A 20,860-nucleotide genomic window follows, 5' to 3' on the forward strand; every position below is an offset into this window, starting at 1 on the left:
GCCCTGCCCCTTAATACGTTGGTTTATCTGCTGGTTTACGGTAGTCATTCTCGGCAGCGCTGTCACCCGTGGCAAAATTGGCCTGCGAGGGTGGCACGTGTCGGATCCCTTTCATCGCTTCGGCGACTTCTGCAGGCATATATTCTTCGTCATGCTTGGCCAGTACTTCCGTTGCCGCAATAACATCCGGTGCCTGCAAGGTGCCTTGCGCGACAATGCCCTGCCCTTCGCGAAACAAATCAGGCAAAATGCCTTCATACTCTACCCAGACGGTCGGGCCGGTATCAACCAGCTGAAAACGAACTTTTAAACTTTGCGGATCGCGTGACACTGTACCGGGCACTACCATGCCACCGATACGCAGGCGCTGTCCGACTATCGGTTTTACTTTATCTTTCCCCAGCCCCTCCACCAATTGAGTGGGGGTGTAAAACAAGTCAATGTTTTGCTGCAAGGCAAATAGCATGGCACCGACGGCACCGGTGATTAGGCTGATAATGAGTAAAATCGACAACAGGCGTTTTTTACGTCTTGGCTGCATTAGATTTGTTGCTCCTGATACTGCTTAACTCGTTGTTCGCGGGCAATCGTCGCTTTTAACTGCTGCTTAAATTGGTGTTGCTGATACACACTGACGGTAATTAACCCAAGCAACAGCAAATAGGTAATACCGAACGACAACCAGACAAAAAAGCCATAGCCTCCCATGGCCAGAAATTCGCTGAACGACTGAAAATGCATGATTAGCCTCCTACCAGCTTTCTGACCCAGGGCCGGTGCTGTTCGTTCATTAATATGGCAGTGCGCAGCCTTAAGCAGGTTAACGCCAACAGTAATACGGCAAACGCCAGAATACTGATTAACAATGGCCACAACATGCTGGGGTCAATGGATGGTTTGGCAAACTTAGTAATACTGGCCCCCTGATGCAGGGTATTCCACCACTCTACTGAAAAATGAATAATGGGTAAGTTAATCACCCCGATTAATGCCAGCAGGCTGGACACTTTAGCGCCCACTTGCCGGTCACTGAATGCGCCATTTAACGCGATAACACCTAAGTATAAAAATAACAGAATAAGTTCCGAGGTTAAGCGGGCATCCCATACCCACCAGGCGCCCCACATAGGTTTGCCCCAGGCCATACCGGTCACCAGTGCAATGACAGTATACACCGCGCCAATTGGCGCGATGGCCAGCACGGCCCAGTGGGCCACTTTAATTTGCCAGACAAGCGCCACAAACGCCGCACTGGCCATGGCTGCGTAAGCGCCCATTGACATAATGGCGGATGGCACATGAATATGAATGATCCGGTAACTGTCACCTTGTTGATAATCAGCCGGGGTAAATGCCAACCCCCAGATATTGCCAAGCAGCAGAAGTGCCAGCGCACTCACCATCAGGTAAGGCAGCAGTTTGCCGCAAAAATGATACAGCGTTTCACTTTTTGCGTACGGATCTAACCACTTAAACATATCAACTCACATTAATTCGCAAGGCACTGGTTACCGCCATCGGCACCAGCGCTAACGCCAATAATAACATGGCAAGTAAAATGGCCAACTGCCCCTGATACCCCAGCCCGATACTGGCAGCCTCGATAGCGCTACTGGCAAAAATTAATAGCGGAATATACAGTGGCAAAATCAGTAGCGCCAGTAAAATACCGCCTTTATCAGCAGCCATGGTAAGGGCCGAGCCAAGCACACTTAGCAGGCTAAGCAACGGGGTACCGAGCAGCAAAGTCAACGCCATTGCACCAAGTGCCGCCTGCTCCAGCCCCAGCAACAGGGCAACCACCGGTGACAACAATAGTAATGGCAGCCCGGTGCTTAACCAGTTAGCAAAGGTTTTTGCCAGCACGAACGCCAGCAGGCTATGCCGTCCTGCCACCAACTGCTCGATAACGCCATTACGGTAATCGTCTTTAAACAGCCGCTCTGCGGCCAGCAGCACACTGAGCAGTGCCGCAATCCAGATAACCCCCGGAGCAATAATACGTAACATATTGGGCTCTGGCCCAATCCCTAATGGAAACAGACTAAGCACAATAATAAAAAACAGGATGGGGTTTAGCCAGTCGGCTTTTTGCCGGGCCAGTAAGCGCAATTCACGCTGTAAAAAAACCATGCTTACCATCGGTAGGCCAGCTCCAGCTGAATTAAGGACTGAAATTGCAACGTAAGCTGCTGATGCGTCGTTAAGATAATGGCCCCACCCTTATTCAGATGTTCCAGCATATGCTGTTGCAACAGGCTAATCGCGCTTTGGTCCAGTGCAGTAAAAGGCTCATCGAGGATCCAGATTAACGCCGGGGTTAACCACAACCTGGCCAGAGATACGCGCCGCTGCTGCCCGGCAGATAACATCCGGCACGGCACATCTTCCAGGCCCGCTAAACCCAGTTTGGCCAGAAGCGCCCAATCATCAGCCGGTTGCAGGGTAGCAGCGGCGCGCCAGAAACGTAAGTTTTCCAGCGCCGTTAATTGCTCATGAACACCGCTCTGATGGCCGATATAACATAAGTTAGCGCAATAAGCTGGCAAGCTTTGAGCGAATGGCTTAGCCTGATAATACAAGTGGCCATCGTCGGGCTGTGCCAGGCCCGCTAAAATACGTAGCAATGAACTTTTGCCGGCGCCATTTTTGCCTTGTATTTGCAGCAACTGGCCGTAACTAAGCTGAAGCGATAATTGCTCAAATAACACCCGGTCTTGCCGGATGCAACTTAACTGCTGGCCTTGTAACACAGGCCCGGCATTTTTTGTGGCAATGGATGCGGCATCCGTTGCTTCAGTGCTGGCAGATAGTGGCTGATTTAAGTTCACTGGCCCTGGTATCGACGGCTGTTAAAATTGCGCGCATAGTAGCATACCGCGGCGGGAATACGAATCAGAACAACTGCCGGCATGGTGATTAATCAGGGGAAATATGAACCAGATCAATCTGGAAAAATTACTGCAGAGTCCGCCGTCAGCCGCGCCGTCCAAAGCCGGCGTAAACAGCGCCGAGCTAAAATTGTTGGTTGGCGAGCTTTACACCGCCAGGCTGCAAATGCTGTCGGGCACCAGTCAGCTGCAACTGCAAACGCCTCAGGGGCAGCTGAAAATTGCACTGCCCGCTCAGCTGGCTCAGCAAATCAGTCAGCAATTTGGCCCGCAGTTACAGATAAAGTTAAGCCCCCTTAGCAATAATCAATTTAGCCTTACCGTACAGGCTATGCCACCAGCGGCCAGCAGTATTGGCCTGAGCACAGCCCAACTGCAACCGGTGATCAGTCAATGGCTAAGCCAACAGTTGCCGGCACTGATGATAAAACCGGACAGTGGCGTTAACCTGACCAGTAACCATGCCCGGGCCGGCATTAGCGCTGGCAGCAACCTGGCCGCGCAGGCTAACTCTCAGCACTCTCAGCACTCGCAGAACTCGCAGCAGGCTCAGGTCAATCTGCCGGCTAACATGGCTGTCAATCAGTCAGCTCAGGCTCAAACTGCCAGCCAGGCGATTACGCTGCCAATGCTGCTTGATCTGAAAACCGGTCAGTTGCAATTGTCCGGCACTACCGCTGCCAGCCAGGTTTTGCTTACCTTAACCAGCAAGGAACTTGCCGCTTTTAGCCGGCTTATTCAGGTTAGCCAGGCAACGTCGGGGCAACCCCCTCCACTAACAGCAGGGCGCCAGAGTGTCTTGCTGACAATAACCCCACGCCAAAGCAATTCGCTTCAATTGTCGCTGCAACCTGCTGCAGAGGCCAGGACAGTTTCCGCCAGCCCGGCACGCGCCGAAGCGCTTCCTCTGAGCCCACCGGCCGCGCAGCAACTGTTACGTGCCCTGGTAAGTCAGCTACCGCCGATTGAGCAACGTATTGCTCCTGATGCCACTAAAATTCGTATCGGCCAGCTGAGTGTTACGATACCGCCACAACTGTCGGCTACACTGGCCAGTATGGCAAGCATTACGGCAAGCCTGTCCCCGGCCAGCGCCCCGCTAACCCCAGCAAATAATCTGGTGCCATTGTTGCTGCAATTGCAGGCCCCGCAGAATAAAAACGGACAATGGCAATTGCTGCTGCAAGCCAGCGGACCAAGCAGCACCGTCACGGTGGGCCAGAACCAGGCCGATCGGCCGATAAACTGGCAGGCCAGCCCAGTTAACGTGCAGGCGGGCACATCGCAGCAGCCACTGAAAAATACCGTTCAGACAACCCCTGTTATGCAACAGCTATTGCAGCTACCGCCGGAGGTAAAAACTCAGGCCTGGCGTAATTTGCTGCCGTTATTATCTCAACCGTTAATGCAGCCCGGTAGCATGCCAAATCTGCCGGTAGCGCTGCAACAATTGTTCAGCCAGATCCAGCAAAGCCTGCCAGAAATCAGCAAACCAATAGCGCCGCCGGCGATCGCGGCTCAGCTTGCTGCCGCACTGCAGTTTCAGCCATTACAAAGCCAGCCAAATCTGCAAACCACAGGCGGCACGCTGGCACTGGCCATTCAGTTACTACTGGGCCACTTAAGCCAGAAACAACAAACACCGGCCGGCAACACCGCGGCAAACCGCTTAAGCCAACTGGTATCGCAGCTGGATGGCGCGCAAGCTGGCAGTGCGCTGCGCCAGTTGGCCAGCTTAAGCAGCCCATTACAGCAAAGCCAGCTGGCCACGGTAGATGCGCAAAGTCAGCTGCAGCAGTGGTTGTTGCAGTTACCTTTGCAGCAGCAAGGCCAGACTATCCTGCCGCAACTACAAATAGAGCAGCGCGAAGCCGATGGCAGAAGTGGTAGCACCGGTCAGAAGCAGTGGCAACTGACCATGAAATTCGATTTACACCAATTCGGTAATTTGCTGGCAGTCGCCAAATTACAGGATCATGAGCTGCAACTGCAGTTTTATACCGACCATAATCAGGCATTACGGCTGGCCCAGAAATTTCTGCCGCTGTTAAAAGATCGCTGCGCGGCGCAGGGTTTAACCGTCACCAAAGCGGACTGTCAGCTGGGCAAGATACCTGAAAGCTTACTGCCCCGACACAACAGCCTGCTAACGGTAAAAGTATAAGGAAAAAAGCAGATGGCCAACGACGATAAGCAAAGCAATAAACCCCAGCGCAGTGCCACCGCATTAAAGTATGATGGTAAGTCTGCACCGACAATCGTCGCAAAAGGGCATGGCGAACTGGCAGAGGATATTATTACCCTGGCCAAAGAGCATGGTGTGCTTATTCATCAGGACGATGAATTAAACCGGCTGCTCAGCCAGTTGGAGCTGGGCGATAATATCCCGAAAGAGCTATATGTGGTGATTGCCGAGCTAATCGCGTTTTCGTATGTGTTACAGGGTAAATTTCCAGATCAATGGCAGAATATTCACCAACGGATTGATTTAAAAACCTAAAAAGGGTCAGAGTGAATAAACTAGTAGTAAAAAAGGGTCAGAGTGAATTCTTTATTCACTCTGACCCTTTTTTAAGACTTGGCCTGGTGCAGGTTAAATAACAGTTCGGCCTCGGCGCGCGGTAATTCACATTCGCGCATAATTTCTTCTAAATCGGCGCCTAACTGCACCATTTTCATGGCACGGGTATAAATTTTGCTCTCCGGATCGGTCAGCGATAGCGCCTGTTGTTGTTCGGCCAGCTCAGTGTAAGCGCCATGTAACTGGCTGAGCTGGTTTTCTAGCGTCAGTACCCGCTGGTCAAGTGTTAATACCCGCTGGCCTACCCCGATAATGCCGGCACGTAACTCTTCGGTCTCGCTCTGAGCAGCTGTCAGTTGCTGGTTGTTCAGTTCAAGCTGTTTTTCTAGCACCGCCAGCTGATGACGATTAACATGACGTTGGCGCAGCAGTTGCCAGAATAACAACAGTACCAGCAGTACCAGCAACCCGGTAACAATAGCCTGGCCCAGCATCCATGGGTTCATTGCCGGTTCTCCGCTTACAGACTATTAATTTCTTCCCACTCTTCATCATTGAGAAGTTTGTTTAAATCGACCAGGATCAGCAACTCGCCTTCACGATTTGATACCCCCTGGATAAAGCGGGCACTTTCGTCTGTACCAACATTAGGCGCAGTATCCACTTCAGACTGCTTCAGGTATACCACCTCCGCTACGCTGTCGACCAGAATACCAATAACCTGACGTTCGGCTTCAATAATAACAATTCGACTGTTATCAGTGACATCGCCGGCTTCCAGACCAAATCTGGCACGGGTATCAATGACCGTCACCACATTACCCCGCAGGTTAATAATACCCATCACATAGCCGGGTGCTCCGGGTACAGGCGCAATTTCGGTATAGCGCAGTACTTCCTGTACCTGCATAACATTAATGCCGTATGTTTCTTCCTGCAACCGGAACGTTACCCACTGGAACACCAGATCGGTACTTTCTTTTTTGCCGGTTGTCTTTACCTGGTTATTGCTCATATACCGCTCCTGTAAATTGTACTGCCCGCTCAGGCGTTAATGTCCTGACCACGATTAAGTAGGTTAATCATAGCGTCCACATCAACTAAAGCACACATATGCTTTTTAATTAATCCTGCCATCCAGGGTCTTTTGCCGTCTGTTTCCCGCCATTTTACCTCGTCTTGCTCCAGACTAAAGGTATTTATCAGCGTTTCACATGCCAGCCCCCAGTTGCTGGTTCCCAGCATAATAACATACTGATAGTTTAGCTTTTGCTGCATAACCTGATCATATTTCTCTGGCATAACCCAGCGGGCACTGTCCACCACACTGATTTTTTGCTGCCGGTACAGCATAACGCCTTTAAACCAGGCTGGCTTACCAAATAAACTGTTTGTTTCACTTAGTTGATGAATACCGCCAAGTTCGGTCAGCGGCACTGCCAGTTTTAACCCCGCGACATTGAAAAATAATGCCTGAAACCGGCCTTGCCGGTAAGTTTTACTAACGCTATCCGGAATAACGGCTGGCGGTGCTTCGTTCGCCACTGCCAACCGCTCAGCAATAGGAATGTCGCGATTATGCACAGGCATCCCGACATCAGCTACGGGGACATCAGCGGCGGGAGTAACCCGGCTAGCCAGCGCTGATTTTTCTGTGGCAGGCGTAATGACGGCGGCTACCTTCGGTTCAGGCGCAGCGGCTTTGGTCTCAACCTTCGCGACCGGGCTTGCCTGCGCCAATAACCGGTTTAGCTCCCGGGTTTTAGCATCCTCCACCAGACTGGTTTCAGTAGCGCCGTCGTCAGTTAATAATGCAGACAAATAATGCTGCATTACTTTCTGGCTGGCGATTAAGCTGCTCATTATGCCTCCGGTGCCAACTGCAATAAATACGTTAGCAAGGTATTGTAAGCAAACACCCCCCGGGAAGTTGGCGCAAATACGTTTGGTGGCGTTTGCGCTACGCTGGCATCCCGGAATTTGGTATCTACCGGTACGACTGCCGACCAGACTTTATCCTGATAAGTAGCTTTTAATTCTTTGTAGGCTTCAAGCGATGCCCGGGTTCTTTTATCGTACATGGTTGGAATAATCGTAAACGCATAGTCTCTTTTTTGCGAGCTGCGCATTAGTGCCATGGTGGCAATCATCCGCTCCAGGCCCTTTAGCGCCAGAAACTCTGTTTGCACCGGAATTAAAATCCGGTTACAGGCGGCTATAGCATTGACCATTAGCACCCCCATTACCGGTGGGCAATCCAGCAGCACGTAATCATATTCTGCTTTCACTTTTTGCAGGGCTTTCTTTAAAATCAGTCCCATACCACCTTTATTACCAAGCGAGCGGTCAAGGGTGGCCAATGCCATTGAGGAAGGCAGAATATCCAGATTGCTGACGCCACTTGGGCACAACGATTGTAAAATTTCTTCGCGGGTGATGTCTTTGCCACGAATAAAAATATCGTAAACACTGTTTTCCAGCTCTTCAGCATCGATACCGAAATAGTACGTTAATGAGGCATGCGGATCGGTGTCCACCAGCAGCACCCGTTTGCCGCGCTCTGCCAATAAACCGCCTAAGGTAACAGTCGTTGTGGTTTTACCAACACCACCTTTCTGATTTGCTATTGTCCAAATTACCACGTTCAGGGTTCCTGTTGTTCCGGCAGTGCATCTGGATTGTCCTGACGGGTGGTGATTCTGACCCCACCACCTGGCAACGCAATTACCCTGATACTGCCATCATCCTGGGTAACTTGCAGCAGTTGCTGTTGTAACTCTGCGCTTTGTTGCTGCTGTTCCAGCTCATCTGGCAGATAACCATAGCGTGACACCGCAATAACCACTTTGCGGTTTTCTGCCCGTCCTTCTGCGGTCGCATTGCTGCTGTCAGCATAGTATTGGCCATAACCCTCTATTGCCATCCGGTGTGAAGGCGTCCCCAGCGTTTCCAGAACCCGCAGCACCGATGTTGCCCGGGCAACCGATAATTCCCAGTTAGACGAAAACAGCTCGTTATTAATAGGCTGGTCGTCGGTGTAACCGCGGATCCGGATAAAATTGTTTATCGGATTAATAATGGTGGTAATTTCATTTAACAAGGTACGTGCTGAGTTGGTCGCGGTGGCACTACCACTGGCAAATAACAAGCCGCTGTTTAGTTCAATAATAAGCCAGTTCTCATCCTGGCGGATATCGACTACCCCCTGCTCAATGAGGTTCGCCAGCGCCTGATTAAGCTCCTGCTCAAGTGACACCAGCGGGCTGCCTAAAAATTGCTGCCTGACATCAGATAATGTGCTGGCATCGGCAACCAGCTCTGGCCCTGTTGCTGGTTCAAGTGAACTGCCATAACGGCTGAAATCGCTTTGCGGGCCAGGCTGAGGTAATACACCGCTGCCACTGACACCACTGCCCGTTTTTGCAGGGCGTTCGAAGACATTAGTTAAGGTGTCCGCCAGCGCGCTGAATTCTTCGTCTTTCACCACGGACATGGCATACAACACCACAAACAAGGCAAACATCAGGGTCATGTAGTCGGCGTATGACACTAACCACCGGTCAAGTTGCTCAGGTTCATCATGCTGATGTTGCTGCTTGTGCCGGTACATAATCGTTAGCTCAGCCGGTACGCTGCGAGCTTACGCTCAATATTACGCGGATTCTCGCCCTGCGCGATCGATACCAGGCCTTCAACAATCAGCTCATGATACAGGGTATGCTGATAGACCAGGCTCTTAAGTTTATTACCCACCGGAATAAAAATGAGGTTAGCAAAGCCTACGCCATAAATCGTCGCAACAAACGCGGTTGCCACCCCCATACCCAGTAATTTGGGTTCGGAAATATTGGCCATAGCCTGAATTAACCCCAGCACTGCGCCAACGATACCAATAGTAGGACTATACCCGCCCATCGCTTCAAAAATGCGGGCCCCCCGCAGTAAACGTTCGCGCTCCAGGGTCAGCTCGGCATCCAGCGTATCCTGCAGTACTTTCGCTTCAACACCATCCACCAGTAAATTTAATCCGCGGTGTAAGAAAGGATCGCTTTCTTCCAGCGCTGCCGACTCCAGAGACAAAAACCCATTGGTTCTGGCTGAGCTCCCCCAGTTTACGATACGTTCTACCGCATTTTGCATCGGTAAACTTTCCGGTCTGAGTACCCAGGGTAACATGCTCAGGCCAAGTCGGAATTGTGGCAACGGGGTCTGCAACATTACGGCACCCACTGTTCCGCCCACCACGATAATAAATGCGGGTAAATGCAGCAAGGTGCCAAGGGCACCGCCCTCCAGCATAAAACCACCTGCTACCGCCAGTACCGCCAGTATAAAACCACTGATTGCCAGTTTATCCATGTTTCACTTCCGTTATCAGCCGGCCAGCCACCTCGTTTAAACTGACCTCGAGATCCATGAGTCCCGCCGCTGCGATTGCCTGAGGCATTCCATACACTACACAACTAGCCTCGTCCTGAGCCCACACCCTGGAGCCCGCCTGTTTAAGCATTCTGGCACCCTCACGGCCATCAGCGCCCATGCCGGTTAACACCACGGCAAGCACCTTATCCTGAAATACCCTGGCAGCCGTGGCAAAGGTTACATCGACACTGGGTTTAAAGGTGATCCGTGGCGAGTCATCTTCTTTAATACGCAAGCGAGCCTGGCTGTCGTTGCCTTCTACCAGCATTTGCTTACCACCCGGAGCCAGATAGGCCACGCCAGGACGCAGAATATCGTTATCAGAGGCCTCCTTAATTTCAATTTTTGCCAGGGTATTTAAGCGCTGAGCAAAAGCCCCGGTGAACGCTGCGGGCATATGCTGAATTAAGATAATAGGTAGCGGAAAATCAGCAGGTAAGTTGGTCAGAATACGTTGTAGCGCCACCGGTCCGCCGGTTGAAGTACCAATAGCAACCAGCTTATAACTTTGACCACTGGCTTTAAAGTTGGCGTTGCGTACCGTGCTGCCCAGCCGCTCGCTAAGCTGTGGCCGGCCTAATGCAGCGCGGGTAAGCCCGCCAGCAGCAGGCGTAACTGGCCTGGTATTGGCTGAAGTACTGTCTGTGCTGTTAGTGCCAGAGGTATGAGCGGAGCTACTGAATGTACTACGCCCCAGTGGTCTTTTGCGCGCCACGGCTTTTACTCTGTCCCGCAGCACGTTACCCGCTTCTTCTTTGTCGCGGGCAATATCTTCAAATTTTTTCGGTAGAAAATCGACTGCGCCGGCTTCCAGCGCATCAAAGGTGGCTTTAGCACCTTCGTGCGTCAGCGATGAAAACATCAGAATGGGGATACGCTGGTTTTGTAATATTTCAGCCACCGCACTAATGCCGTCCAGCACCGGCATTTCGATATCCATGGTAATAACATCAGGTTTTAATGCCAGCGCTTTTGTGACGGCCTCACGACCGTCACTGGCAGTGTCAATTACTTCAAGCTGTGGATCTGAATTCAGAATTTCCGTTAACCGACGGCGGAAAAAACTGGAATCATCTACAATCAGCACCCTGATCGTCATGCGGCACTCTCTTAAGCGTTAAGCTTATTAAATCGATCAAATTTAATCTTGGATTTCTTCGCATAATGTTTCAGTAAGTTTGGTACATCCAAAATCAGTGCAATGCCGCCATCAGAGGTGATAGTGGCGCCTGCCATACCTGGTGTACCCTGCAACAACGCATCGAGCGGTTTAATAACCACTTCTTCCTGACCGATTAACGAATCGACCACAAAACCGACCTGCTGGGTACCAATTTGTACTATCACGACATGGCCCTGCTCACGCCGTAACTGTTTATTCGAGCCTTTAACCAGCCAGTGCTCGAGGTAAAACAGGGGCAGCGCTTTATTACGCACCACGATAGTCAGCTGACCATCGACGATATTGGTCTTGGCCAGATTAAGATGAAATATTTCGTTTACGCCAGCCAATGGTAAGGCGAAGGTTTGTTTACCCACCATAACCATCAGGGTTGGCAGAATAGCTAAGGTTAGCGGTACTTTAATTTCAAGCAGGGTACCTTCACCCAATTTTGAGTTAATCTGGACGGTACCGTTCAGCTGGTTAATTTTCGTTTTAACCACATCCATGCCAACGCCACGACCGGAGATATCTGAAATTTGCTCTTTCGTTGAAAACCCGGGTGCAAAAATCAGATTGAAGGCATCGTTGTCCGACATGCGGGCGGCTGCATCCGTGTCCAGGATGCCGCGTTTTATCGCAATACCTTTCAATTTTTCCGGGTCCATGCCGGCGCCATCGTCCTGAATGGTTAGTAAGATATGATCACCAGCCTGGGTAGCAGCCAGTTTTACCAGACCCACTTTTGGTTTGCCTGCTTTTAAGCGGACATCGGGCATTTCAATGCCATGGTCGACCGAGTTTCGCACTAAGTGCACCAGCGGGTCTGCCAGCGCCTCAACCAGGTTTTTATCTAAATCAGTTTCTTCGCCTTCCAATACCAGATTAATGTCTTTTTGCAACGATCGGGCTAAATCGCGAACGACTCGCGGGAACCGGCCAAATACTTTTTTAATGGGCTGCATCCGGGTTTTCATTACCGCGCCCTGAATATCGGCCGTTACCACATCAAGATTAGAAATGGCCTTAGTCATTTCCTCGTCCTGAGTGCTGGTAGACAAGCTAACCAGACGGTTGCGCACCAGTACCAGCTCACCAACCATATTCATGATCTGATCTAGCCGTTTAGTATCCACCCGCACCGTTGTTTCAGCGGCGGGCGCTGCATTGGCAGCTGCAGCTTTATCTGCTGCTGGTGCAGATGGTGCAGCAGCCGAGCCTGGCGCTGCCGGGGCTTTGGCTGCGGGCGCAGCAGCAGTAGCCGCCGCTGGTGCTGCTGGTTTGGCTGCAGCAGTTGGCGCAGGTTTGCGCTCTGGCGCTGCAGGCGGCTCTACCGGTGCATTACCTTTGCCATGCAACTGATCAAGCAGGGCTTCAAATTCGTCATCACTTATTTCATCGTCGCTGGCGGATGTTGCAACAGCGCTTTTACCAGCACCACTGCTCGTTGCCGGCTTACTGGCGGCGGGTTGCTTAGCAGCAGGTTGACTTGCCGCTGCAGTGCCAGCAGCTTTATTAGTATCGGGAACAAAAGAGCCTTTGCCATGAAGCTGATCCAGAATGGCTTCAAATTCGTCATCAGTAATATCGCTGCTGTCAGACGCAGGTTGGCTTGGCTTTGATGCCGATGGCGCGTCGGCACGGCCTGGCGCATTTTTGCCATGCAGCTCATCGAGCATTCTTTCAAACTCAGCTTCACTGATGTCATCAATGTCACCGTCAGCAGCAGGCGTTTCATACTCCGCTTCAGGCATGACTGGTGCTTCTGGTTCGGCAGCGGTGACAACCGGTGGCGCTTCACCCGCCTTTTCAGGCTCGCTGTAGTGATGCAATGCGTCAAGCACGGCAGGGTTTGCCGGGGTGAGTGGCTGACGAGCCTGCACTTCGACAAACATGGCATTAATTGCATCCAGAGTTTGCAAAATAACGTCCATCAGCTCCGGTGTTACCCGCCGTTTACCTGTACGCAGAATATCAAATACGTTTTCAGCACCGTGACAGGCGTCGACCAGTTCGGTCAGTGACAAAAAGCCGGCCCCGCCTTTTACCGTGTGAAAACCACGGAAAATGGCATTTAGCAGATTAGCATCATCCGGATTATTCTCCAGTTCAACCAACTGCTCCTGCAACAACTCCAAAATCTCGCCGGCTTCTACCAGAAAGTCTTGTAAAATGTCTTCATCCATATCAAAGCTCATGCGCAGACACCTCTGTTAGAAACCCAAGCTGGACAGTAAATCATCAACGTCATCCTGACCAGACACCACATCATCCCGCTCGGCTGCATCAATAATGGGCCCTTCAGCCTCATGTGCTGCTTTGGCTTTTGCCTTGGCCGGTTTGGCCTTGATTTCTGGCTGGTCGGGGTTTGTTTGACCAAAGGCCGTTAACAAACCAATCAGACTTTCCTCTACCTCACGCACCAACTCAATAACCCGGCGCAAAATCTGGCCGGTTAAATCCTGGTAGTCTTGTGCCATCAGCACATCTGTCAGCAACGCATTCAGGGTTGCGGAATCAGCTGTTGCCTGCTGCATAAAGCCATCGACGCCATGACACAGCTGTTTAAATTCAGGCAGCTGAATTTGCCGTTGCATCAGCCGCTGCCACTGCGGTTGCAACTGATTAAGCTGCTGGGTAATTTGATCGGCGATAGGTAAGCAGGACTCAACCGCATCCATGGTTTTATTGGCCGCTTGCTCTGTCATATCAATGACATGATTCAGACGCTTTTTCGCATCAGGAATATCTTCTGAGAGCAAATTATTCAGCGAAGGGTCAATATGAAAGTTTTCAAGTGAATTATGCAGTTGCCGCGTGAGTTTACCCACTTCGGCAAATAATTCAGAAGAACCGGGAACCGTGATCGATTGTACCAGCTTATTCGCCAGTTGTTGTTCGCCCAGCTCCAGTAACTGGACCAGCTCTTTTGCTTGCTCAAGCGTAATATCAGCAGCCGTAGTGTCAGACATAGTGTCACTCCTTGTCAGTTACGGCTTAACCTAAACGCTCAAAAACTTTTGCCAGCTTCTCTTGCAGGGTGGCGGCAGTAAAAGGTTTAACAATATAGCCATTAACCCCAGCCTGAGCGGCGGCGATAATCTGCTCTTTCTTAGCCTCGGCGGTTACCATCAGCACCGGAATATGCTTTAGTTTAGCATCTGCTCTGATCGCTCTGAGCAAATCGATACCTTGCATACCGGGCATGTTCCAGTCAGTCACCACAAAATCAAATTCGCCATTTTGCAACATTGGAAGCGCCGTGCTGCCATCATCTGCTTCTGAGACATTAGTAAAGCCTAAGTCACGTAACAGGTTTTTAATAATGCGTCTCATGGTTGAAAAGTCATCAACCACAAGAATTTTCATATTTTTATCCAAAGTCCCCTCCGACGAGATAATACGTCTGGTATCTCAACTGCTTTAATTTTATACCCAAGCCTGCATTCTGGCCTTCAATCGTACCAGTGCCTGGCTATGGATCTGACTTATTCTGGACTCGCTGACATCCAGCACTGCCCCGATTTCTTTTAAATTTAGTTCTTCGTTGTAATACAGTGAGAGTACCAGAGCTTCGCGCTCCGGCAAACTGCTAATAGTTGAAACCAACGCTTTATTAAATGCTTCATTTGCCTGCTGCTCATATAACAGATCGCCATCGCTATCTTCAGCAGTGACCAGTACATCCTCTGACACCCCAAGGTCTTCAATGCCAATAATTCGGCCTGTGCTGACATCGGTTAACATATGATGGTACTCATCGAGAGATATATCAAGTTTTTCAGCAACTTCAAAGTCTTTTATATCACGGCCAAATTCCGCTTCAAGTTCAGCAATGGTGTCGGCTATTAAGCGGGCGTTACGATGCACCGAACGGGGAGTCCAGTCGCCGCGACGCATTTCATCTAACATGGAACCACGAATGCGGATGCCAGCAAAAGTTTCGAAACTGGCCCCTTTACTACCGTCAAAGTTTTTCGCTGCTTCAATTAAGCCAATCATGCCGGACTGAATTAAGTCGTCAACCAGCACACTGGCCGGTAACCGGGCCATTAAGTGATAAGCGATACGTTTTACCAGCGGCGCATGTCGTTCAACCAGCTGCTGCATCTGGTCAACTCCACCATATGCGGCAAGCTTACTGTTCACACGACCCCCTGATCAGCATGCGGCTGCAGTAACTGTTCCAGAAAAAACTCAAGGTGACCGGACGCATTGGCCGGAACCGGCCATTTAATCGCTTTTAACGCCAGGCCTTTAAGCGCCATGCTGGCCGGAGTTTTTGGAAAGACATCAATAAAAGCTTTTTGCTTGCGGGCTGCTTTTCGCACATTTTCATCATAAGGAATGGTAGCCACCAGCTCGAGACTGACATCTAAAAAACGATCGGTAACCCGACTGAGTTTAGCAAACAGTTCCTGGCCCTCTTTTAAATTACGGACCATATTGGCAACAATCTTAAATTTTTCCACCCCATGATCCCGGCTTAATATTTTCATTAGCGCGTAAGCATCGGTAATTGAGCTTGGCTCATCGCAGACCACGACCACGACGTCCTGTGAAGCACGGGAAAAACTGAGCACCATATCAGAAATGCCGGCGGCAGTATCCACCATTAATACGTCAACCGGGGTTCGTAGCTCACTGAATGCCCTGATAAGGCCGGCATGCTCAACCGGTGACAGCTCAGTCATATTTTGCGAGCCGGAGGTGGCAGGCACAATTTTAATACCAAAAGGGCCGTCGATAATAACATCATCCAGTTCACATTCACCGGATAACACATGCGACAGATTCTTTTCGACCCGCAGGCCCAGCATAACATCGCAGTTTGCCAGACCGAGATCGGCGTCCAGCACCAGTACTTTTTTGCCTAGTTGGGCCATGGCCATCGCCAGGTTAAGACTGACGTTAGTTTTACCCACGCCGCCTTTACCGCCGGTTATTGAAATTACTTTTACCATCTGCTTATTCATTCTTCTCAGGCCGTTGGCTTGATCGTCAATTAATTCGTGATTATGCATAGGCTTTTTCCGCTCGGGACACCTCATCCTGATACCACTGATGTCCGGTACTGCTATGGGTCAGGCGCAATATTTCAGCACGTTGTACTAAATCGGCTGCATCAGCTACCACTAAATCTTCAGGTACCCGCTGGCCATTAGTTAAATAGCTAACCGGTAATGCGTTCTGAATGGCCACGTTGATCACTTCTCCTAAACTTAAGCATTCATCAAGTTTAGTAAAAATACAACCCGCCAGGGAAATCCGTTTGAACTGCAGAACCGTCTCCTGCATTACTCTGGCCTGCGCTGTGGCAGACAATACCAGATAACTTTTTATTTTGACACGTGAATTATGCACTAAACTGGCAAGTTTTTCAGCCAGCCTGACGTCGCGCTGGCTCATACCGGCCGTATCGATCAAAATAAGTTTGCGCTGCGCCATCTGATTTAGCAATAAGGCCAGCTCATCACTGTCTTTTGCCTGCTTTACCGGGCATCCAATAATGCGGCCGTATGTAGCCAGTTGCTCAAACGCACCAATCCGGTAAGAATCTGTGGTGATCAACGCAACCTGATCGGCACCATGGCGCTTGGCAAAGCCCGCTGCCAGCTTAGCTACCGTTGTTGTTTTACCGACACCGGTAGGCCCGACTAATGCAACAATACCACCGCGGCGCAGAATATCGTCATTGGTGGTACTTAGCTGACCGCTCAGTAACTCCATTGCGGTATCCCAGGCTTCGGTAGCGCCGATATCTTCTGGCATAAAACACGCCAGCTGATCTGCTACCTGCTCGGATAACCCCAATTGTTGTAAATGCTCAATCACCAAGGCACGCACCGGCTCGCGACGGGCTAAGTCCTGCCACATCAGGCCTGAGACCTGATGCTGTAATAACTGACGCATTGACAGCATTTCGTTGCGCATAGCGTCAAACTGGGTTGCCATTGATTGTGCTTGCTGCTGTTGTTGTTTAGTCAGCTCCTGCCATTGGCTGGGGGCAATACCTGCTGTTGTGCCAGAACTTTGACGCTCAAATGCGGCCGCCGGAGTTACCGTCGGTTGCATCGGTGTCGGCGCGCGCTTATTGTTTTGTGCAACCGGCTCCCGTCCTTGCTGTTTAATCATTTGTCGGGCCAGTAGCTCGCGCAGTGAATCAGCCGGCGCCTCGGTTTGCTCAGAGCTAACGTTATTGCTGGCAGGCGTGCTGTCGCTATCATCAACCCTGGCGCTGAAGCGTGGCTCGTGACGCGGCTTCTGACCTGCCGCCACTGGCTGCGCCGAAGCTTGAGCCGGTTTATGCGCTGTAGCGTTTTGGCTTTCCGGGTCAATTGCCGCAACAATTTCCACCCCTTCAGCCACTTTTTTGTTAGATAAAATTATCGCATCAGGTCCGAGGAACTCTTTGACTTCCGTTAAAGCGGTACGCATATCTTTAGCGACAAAGCGTTTTATTTTCATGAGTTACTCCTAGTTTTGCTGACCAATAACGCTGACAATTCGAATTTGTTTATCATCGGGAATTTCCTGATAGGACAAGACCCGTAACCCTGGAATGGTGTATTTCACGAATCGTGCCATGACTGAGCGTAAAATTCCTGACGTTAGCATTACCGCGCCCTCGCCATTTAATTCCTGGCTCTGATGTGCTTCTTGTAATGATTGCTGGATCCGATCGGCCAGGCCGGGTTCAATACCAGCCCCGTCATTACCGGCAGCCTGCATTGACTGATGCAGCATTTGTTCAAGCTCCGGAGCGAAGGTAATCACCGGAATTTCACTCTTATTGCCTACCACCTCCTGCACAATCAAGCGACGCAGCGCAATGCGACATGCTGCAGTAAGTACATCCACATCCTGGCTTTTACTGGCGTATTCCACCAGAGTTTGCACGATGGTGCGCATATCACGAATGGGCACGCCTTCCTGCAGCAGATTTTGCAGCACTTTAACCACGGTGGTTAATTGCAGCATGTCAGGTACCAGACCTTCAACCAGCTTAGGTGAATGTTTGGCCAGCATGTCCAGCAGGTTTTGCACTTCTTCATGCCCCAGCAGGTTTGCAGCATTGTTGGTTAAAATCTGACTTAAATGAGTCGCGACCACGGTAGCCGCATCCACTACGGTGTAACCCAGCGTTTGTGCATGCTCACGCTGATCCTTACTGATCCATACCGCCTCAAGGCCAAAGGCCGGATCTTTGGTTGCCACCCCTTTTACCTGACCAAATACCTGGCCTGGATTAATGGCCAGTTCATTGTCGTGGCGCAGCTCACCTTCACCCGTGGTAACACCCATCAGGGCCACCCGGTAACTGTTTGGCTCTAAATCAAGATTGTCGCGGATGTGCACCGGCGGGACCAGAAAACCCAGCTCCTGCGACAGTTTTTTGCGCACGCCCTTGATCCGGTTCAGCAGTTCACCACCCTGAGCTTTATCTACCAGGGGTATTAAGCGATAGCCGACTTCCAGGCCAATAGTATCGACGCCCTGTACATCGTCCCAACCAATTTCTTTTACCGGCTGTACCTGATTATCTGAGGTTGGCGCGGCATTTTTGGTGACCAGTTCAGCCTGTGTCTGAGCCGCTTTACGGCGCATAAACCAGGCTGTTCCGCCAATTAATGCTGCCAGGCTTAAAAAAGCAAAGTGAGGCATACCCGGCACCACGCCCATCAGGGTCAGCACGCCAGCGGCGATAAATAACACATGGGTGTTATCGCTAAGCTGGGCAGTCATCTGCTCACCTAAATCGCCAGATTTATTCTGACGGGTGACAATAATGGCGGTACCGATAGACAGTAACAACGAAGGAATTTGGGCAACCAGACCATCACCTATGGTTAGCAGAGTATAAATTTCCATGGCATCGCCAAAGCTTAAGTCGTGCTGCAGCATGCCAATAAACAGACCACCGATTAAATTGATAACCAGAATGACGATACCGGCAATGGCGTCACCTTTAACAAACTTACTGGCACCGTCCATCGAACCATAAAAGTCCGCTTCACTGGTCACTTCTTCGCGTCGGGTACGTGCCTCTTCCTGCGTGATCAGGCCAGAGTTTAAGTCGGCGTCAATCGCCATTTGCTTACCGGGCATAGCATCTAAGGTAAAACGGGCAGATACTTCAGCAATCCGGCCGGCGCCTTTGGTGACCACGACAAAGTTAATAATAATCAGAATTAAAAACACCACGATACCCACGGCGTAGTTGCCGCCGATCACCACAGAGCCGAAGGCCTCAATGACTTTACCGGCAGCATCGCCACCATTGTGACCTTCCAGTAATACGACCCGGGTACTGGCAACGTTTAATGCCAGGCGCATAATGGTAGCGACCAGCAGCACACTGGGGAAAATGCCGAAATCAAGGGGGCGCAGGGTATAAATGGTCACCAGCAGCACAACCAGTGCCAACGCAATATTAAAGGAGAACAAGGTGTCCAGCAGAATGGGCGGCAGCGGTAACACCACCATTGCCAGGGCAGCCAGAATAAGCAGCGGTGTACCGAGCCCTTTCATAAACGACAGTTTTGACTTGTCAAAGCTATGGAAATACTGAACAAACTGCATGGCGTACCTAACAAATTATTGGCGCATAACGCGAGAGCTAACTGGTATCAGCAAAAACCATTCCATAAATCTAACGAAAAAAGGGTCAGAGTGATTTTATCGAAAAATCACTCTGACCCTTTTTTCAGCTATTTTCGCTTTAATGGCGATAATCGGCAGGAATAGGTAATTCTTTGGCAAGGGTTTTCGGCCGGCTGCCTTTGCCTTTTTTGTACATTTTAAGCTGATAAACATAGGCCAGTACCTGAGCGACCGCAGCAAACAGTTGTTCCGGGATTGGGTGATCCAGCTCTGTGGTATAAAATATTGAGCGGGCCAGTGCTGGTGATTCTATCACCGGCACTTTATGTTCATTACCAATTTTCCGGATATGCATCGCGACTTCGTCCACGCCTTTTGCCACCACTACCGGGGCGCGAAATTTCCCCTGATCATATTTTAACGCAACCGCAAAATGGGTCGGGTTGGTGACAATAACGTCGGCGGTAGGTACTTCCTGCATCATCCGTTTCATTGACATTTGCATCTGGGTGCGGCGAATGCGGGCTTTAATCTCAGGGCTACCTTCTGAGTTTTTATGCTCGTCTTTAATTTCCTGCAGGCTCATTTTCAGCTGCTTAATATGATTCCATTTCTGATATGGCGCATCTACCATGGCAATAATGGATACACTGCTGCACAGCCCTAAAAATAACCACGCTAATATGTACAGCGCTGACTCAATATTATTCGGCTCGCTCATCAGCGACAGCGCCATAATATCCATAAAGAAAAATTTTAGCAGCAGAAAGGCAACGGTCACCACTACCGCTACTTTTAAAACGCCTTTAACCAGTTCGACTATTGCCTGTAAGCCAAACATGCGCTTAAAGCCTTTTAACGGACTCATTTTGCTGAGTTTAGGCCCCGCAGCCTGCCAGCTGAAATTAAAGCCGCCGATCAGACAATTGCCGACAAACGCCGCCACCAAAATAAAGGCAAAAATGGCCGCTAACGGCGGCAGTAACTCAGTGCCAACTTCGGTCCAGGCGGTGAACATTGAGTTCGTTTCAAACATGTCTTTCTGATCCAGCCGCATCATCCGCTGGCCGACATTGAGAATCCCCATCGCCAGCATTTTTCCGAACATCAGCATTGCCGCTGCGCTGGCGATTAACACAAACGCCGTACCAAGATCTTTTGAACGGGCTATCTGGCCCTTGTCGGCTGCGTCTTGCAGCTTCTTAGGCGTGGGCTGTTCGGTTTTTTCTGCGCCGGAATCTTCTGCCATAGTCAGCCTCC

Annotated in this window: 22 protein-coding genes; 2 read left to right on the top strand and 20 right to left on the bottom strand. The window is 50.6% G+C overall.

What is annotated here, in order from left to right; all coding sequences use genetic code 11:
* Positions 1 to 10 precede the first annotated feature (10 nt).
* Genes ccmE through ccmA form a run of 5 tightly spaced genes read right to left on the bottom strand, consistent with a single transcriptional unit; the run spans position 11 to position 2,831 of the window.
* Positions 11 to 541 (bottom strand): cytochrome c maturation protein CcmE, encoded by a 531-nt coding sequence (gene ccmE / locus B2X65_RS04695; protein WP_290610978.1) that lies wholly within the window; start codon positions 539 to 541, stop codon positions 11 to 13.
* Entirely contained in the window at positions 541 to 741 is a 201-nt protein-coding gene (gene ccmD / locus B2X65_RS04700; RefSeq protein ID WP_290610979.1) for a heme exporter protein CcmD, read from the bottom strand. Before ccmD ends, ccmE begins: the two co-directional genes overlap by 1 nt.
* Positions 742 to 743: 2 nt before the next feature.
* The gene (locus B2X65_RS04705) at positions 744 to 1,478 is read right to left on the bottom strand and encodes a heme ABC transporter permease (protein ID WP_290610980.1); all 735 of its coding nucleotides are present in this window, start codon (positions 1,476 to 1,478) and stop codon (positions 744 to 746) included.
* Between the two features lies 1 nt (position 1,479).
* Positions 1,480 to 2,142 carry a heme exporter protein CcmB gene (gene ccmB, locus B2X65_RS04710; protein ID WP_290610982.1) on the bottom strand — a complete coding sequence of 221 codons (663 nt, stop codon included), beginning with the start codon at positions 2,140 to 2,142 and terminating at the stop codon, positions 1,480 to 1,482.
* Positions 2,136 to 2,831, bottom strand: a complete 696-nt coding sequence (gene ccmA, locus B2X65_RS04715) for a cytochrome c biogenesis heme-transporting ATPase CcmA (protein ID WP_290610983.1) — start codon at positions 2,829 to 2,831, stop codon at positions 2,136 to 2,138. Before ccmA ends, ccmB begins: the two co-directional genes overlap by 7 nt.
* Before the next feature lie 103 nt (positions 2,832 to 2,934).
* Between ccmA and B2X65_RS04720 the strand changes: the two genes are divergently transcribed.
* Together B2X65_RS04720 and B2X65_RS04725 are read left to right on the top strand one after the other, a co-directional pair.
* The gene (locus B2X65_RS04720) at positions 2,935 to 5,055 is read left to right on the top strand and encodes a flagellar hook-length control protein FliK (protein WP_290610984.1); all 2,121 of its coding nucleotides are present in this window, start codon (positions 2,935 to 2,937) and stop codon (positions 5,053 to 5,055) included.
* Between the two features lie 12 nt (positions 5,056 to 5,067).
* On the top strand, positions 5,068 to 5,391 hold the full coding sequence (locus B2X65_RS04725) for an EscU/YscU/HrcU family type III secretion system export apparatus switch protein (RefSeq protein WP_290610985.1): 324 nt from the start codon (positions 5,068 to 5,070) through the stop codon (positions 5,389 to 5,391).
* A 71-nt stretch (positions 5,392 to 5,462) separates the two neighbouring features.
* Here B2X65_RS04725 and B2X65_RS04730 read toward each other — a convergent pair whose 3' ends face one another.
* The 15 genes from B2X65_RS04730 to flhB form a co-directional block, all read right to left on the bottom strand.
* Positions 5,463 to 5,918, bottom strand: a complete 456-nt coding sequence (locus tag B2X65_RS04730) for a DUF2802 domain-containing protein (RefSeq protein WP_290610987.1) — start codon at positions 5,916 to 5,918, stop codon at positions 5,463 to 5,465.
* A gap of 14 nt (positions 5,919 to 5,932) precedes the next feature.
* Positions 5,933 to 6,427: a chemotaxis protein CheW gene (locus tag B2X65_RS04735; RefSeq protein ID WP_290610989.1), complete on the bottom strand. Its 495-nt coding sequence runs from the start codon at positions 6,425 to 6,427 to the stop codon at positions 5,933 to 5,935.
* Between the two features lie 29 nt (positions 6,428 to 6,456).
* Entirely contained in the window at positions 6,457 to 7,275 is an 819-nt protein-coding gene (locus B2X65_RS04740) for a chemotaxis protein CheW (RefSeq protein ID WP_290610990.1), read from the bottom strand.
* Entirely contained in the window at positions 7,275 to 8,054 is a 780-nt protein-coding gene (locus B2X65_RS04745; protein ID WP_290610992.1) for a ParA family protein, read from the bottom strand. Before B2X65_RS04745 ends, B2X65_RS04740 begins: the two co-directional genes overlap by 1 nt.
* A gap of 2 nt (positions 8,055 to 8,056) precedes the next feature.
* Positions 8,057 to 9,022, bottom strand: coding sequence for a flagellar motor protein MotB (locus tag B2X65_RS04750; protein ID WP_290610994.1), 966 nt, complete (start codon positions 9,020 to 9,022; stop codon positions 8,057 to 8,059).
* Between the two features lie 5 nt (positions 9,023 to 9,027).
* Positions 9,028 to 9,771, bottom strand: coding sequence for a flagellar motor protein (locus tag B2X65_RS04755; RefSeq protein WP_290610996.1), 744 nt, complete (start codon positions 9,769 to 9,771; stop codon positions 9,028 to 9,030).
* Positions 9,764 to 10,933, bottom strand: a complete 1,170-nt coding sequence (locus B2X65_RS04760) for a protein-glutamate methylesterase/protein-glutamine glutaminase (protein ID WP_290610998.1) — start codon at positions 10,931 to 10,933, stop codon at positions 9,764 to 9,766. Before B2X65_RS04760 ends, B2X65_RS04755 begins: the two co-directional genes overlap by 8 nt.
* Before the next feature lie 11 nt (positions 10,934 to 10,944).
* Complete coding sequence (locus B2X65_RS04765) at positions 10,945 to 13,194, bottom strand: chemotaxis protein CheA (RefSeq protein WP_290611000.1); 2,250 nt, start codon at positions 13,192 to 13,194, stop codon at positions 10,945 to 10,947.
* A 15-nt stretch (positions 13,195 to 13,209) separates the two neighbouring features.
* The gene (locus B2X65_RS04770) at positions 13,210 to 13,968 is read right to left on the bottom strand and encodes a protein phosphatase CheZ (protein WP_290611001.1); all 759 of its coding nucleotides are present in this window, start codon (positions 13,966 to 13,968) and stop codon (positions 13,210 to 13,212) included.
* A 25-nt stretch (positions 13,969 to 13,993) separates the two neighbouring features.
* Complete coding sequence (gene cheY, locus B2X65_RS04775; protein ID WP_046554797.1) at positions 13,994 to 14,377, bottom strand: chemotaxis response regulator CheY; 384 nt, start codon at positions 14,375 to 14,377, stop codon at positions 13,994 to 13,996.
* Positions 14,378 to 14,425: 48 nt separating this feature from the next.
* Positions 14,426 to 15,106 carry an RNA polymerase sigma factor FliA gene (locus B2X65_RS04780; protein ID WP_349678700.1) on the bottom strand — a complete coding sequence of 227 codons (681 nt, stop codon included), beginning with the start codon at positions 15,104 to 15,106 and terminating at the stop codon, positions 14,426 to 14,428.
* 35 nt (positions 15,107 to 15,141) lie between these two features.
* The gene (locus B2X65_RS04785; RefSeq protein ID WP_290611046.1) at positions 15,142 to 15,972 is read right to left on the bottom strand and encodes a MinD/ParA family protein; all 831 of its coding nucleotides are present in this window, start codon (positions 15,970 to 15,972) and stop codon (positions 15,142 to 15,144) included.
* Between the two features lie 40 nt (positions 15,973 to 16,012).
* A complete protein-coding gene (flhF, locus tag B2X65_RS04790) occupies positions 16,013 to 17,464 on the bottom strand; it encodes a flagellar biosynthesis protein FlhF (RefSeq protein WP_290611004.1) in 1,452 nt (483 codons plus the stop codon).
* Between the two features lie 9 nt (positions 17,465 to 17,473).
* Positions 17,474 to 19,579, bottom strand: a complete 2,106-nt coding sequence (flhA, locus tag B2X65_RS04795; protein WP_290611005.1) for a flagellar biosynthesis protein FlhA — start codon at positions 19,577 to 19,579, stop codon at positions 17,474 to 17,476.
* Between the two features lie 139 nt (positions 19,580 to 19,718).
* A complete protein-coding gene (gene flhB / locus B2X65_RS04800) occupies positions 19,719 to 20,849 on the bottom strand; it encodes a flagellar biosynthesis protein FlhB (protein WP_290611007.1) in 1,131 nt (376 codons plus the stop codon).
* Positions 20,850 to 20,860 lie beyond the last annotated feature (11 nt).

Source organism: Arsukibacterium sp. UBA3155, from assembly GCA_002364615.1.
In the GTDB taxonomy this organism is placed as follows: domain Bacteria; phylum Pseudomonadota; class Gammaproteobacteria; order Enterobacterales; family Alteromonadaceae; genus Alishewanella.

What these genes read in the sequence shown, in the direction of transcription:
- ccmE (WP_290610978.1), bottom strand. Translation starts at nt 541, where the DNA reads ATGCAGCCAAGACGTAAAAAACGCCTGTTGTCGATTTTACTCATTATC.
- ccmD (WP_290610979.1), bottom strand. Translation starts at nt 741, where the DNA reads ATGCATTTTCAGTCGTTCAGCGAATTTCTGGCCATGGGAGGCTATGGC.
- B2X65_RS04705 (WP_290610980.1), bottom strand. Translation starts at nt 1,478, where the DNA reads ATGTTTAAGTGGTTAGATCCGTACGCAAAAAGTGAAACGCTGTATCAT.
- ccmB (WP_290610982.1), bottom strand. Translation starts at nt 2,142, where the DNA reads ATGGTAAGCATGGTTTTTTTACAGCGTGAATTGCGCTTACTGGCCCGG.
- B2X65_RS04720 (WP_290610984.1), top strand. Translation starts at nt 2,935, where the DNA reads ATGAACCAGATCAATCTGGAAAAATTACTGCAGAGTCCGCCGTCAGCC.
- B2X65_RS04725 (WP_290610985.1), top strand. Translation starts at nt 5,068, where the DNA reads ATGGCCAACGACGATAAGCAAAGCAATAAACCCCAGCGCAGTGCCACC.
- B2X65_RS04730 (WP_290610987.1), bottom strand. Translation starts at nt 5,918, where the DNA reads ATGAACCCATGGATGCTGGGCCAGGCTATTGTTACCGGGTTGCTGGTA.
- B2X65_RS04735 (WP_290610989.1), bottom strand. Translation starts at nt 6,427, where the DNA reads ATGAGCAATAACCAGGTAAAGACAACCGGCAAAAAAGAAAGTACCGAT.
- B2X65_RS04740 (WP_290610990.1), bottom strand. Translation starts at nt 7,275, where the DNA reads ATGAGCAGCTTAATCGCCAGCCAGAAAGTAATGCAGCATTATTTGTCT.
- B2X65_RS04750 (WP_290610994.1), bottom strand. Translation starts at nt 9,022, where the DNA reads ATGTACCGGCACAAGCAGCAACATCAGCATGATGAACCTGAGCAACTT.
- B2X65_RS04755 (WP_290610996.1), bottom strand. Translation starts at nt 9,771, where the DNA reads ATGGATAAACTGGCAATCAGTGGTTTTATACTGGCGGTACTGGCGGTA.
- B2X65_RS04760 (WP_290610998.1), bottom strand. Translation starts at nt 10,933, where the DNA reads ATGACGATCAGGGTGCTGATTGTAGATGATTCCAGTTTTTTCCGCCGT.
- B2X65_RS04765 (WP_290611000.1), bottom strand. Translation starts at nt 13,194, where the DNA reads ATGAGCTTTGATATGGATGAAGACATTTTACAAGACTTTCTGGTAGAA.
- B2X65_RS04770 (WP_290611001.1), bottom strand. Translation starts at nt 13,968, where the DNA reads ATGTCTGACACTACGGCTGCTGATATTACGCTTGAGCAAGCAAAAGAG.
- B2X65_RS04780 (WP_349678700.1), bottom strand. Translation starts at nt 15,106, where the DNA reads ATGCAGCAGCTGGTTGAACGACATGCGCCGCTGGTAAAACGTATCGCT.
- B2X65_RS04785 (WP_290611046.1), bottom strand. Translation starts at nt 15,972, where the DNA reads ATGAATAAGCAGATGGTAAAAGTAATTTCAATAACCGGCGGTAAAGGC.
- flhF (WP_290611004.1), bottom strand. Translation starts at nt 17,464, where the DNA reads ATGAAAATAAAACGCTTTGTCGCTAAAGATATGCGTACCGCTTTAACG.
- flhA (WP_290611005.1), bottom strand. Translation starts at nt 19,579, where the DNA reads ATGCAGTTTGTTCAGTATTTCCATAGCTTTGACAAGTCAAAACTGTCG.
- flhB (WP_290611007.1), bottom strand. Translation starts at nt 20,849, where the DNA reads ATGGCAGAAGATTCCGGCGCAGAAAAAACCGAACAGCCCACGCCTAAG.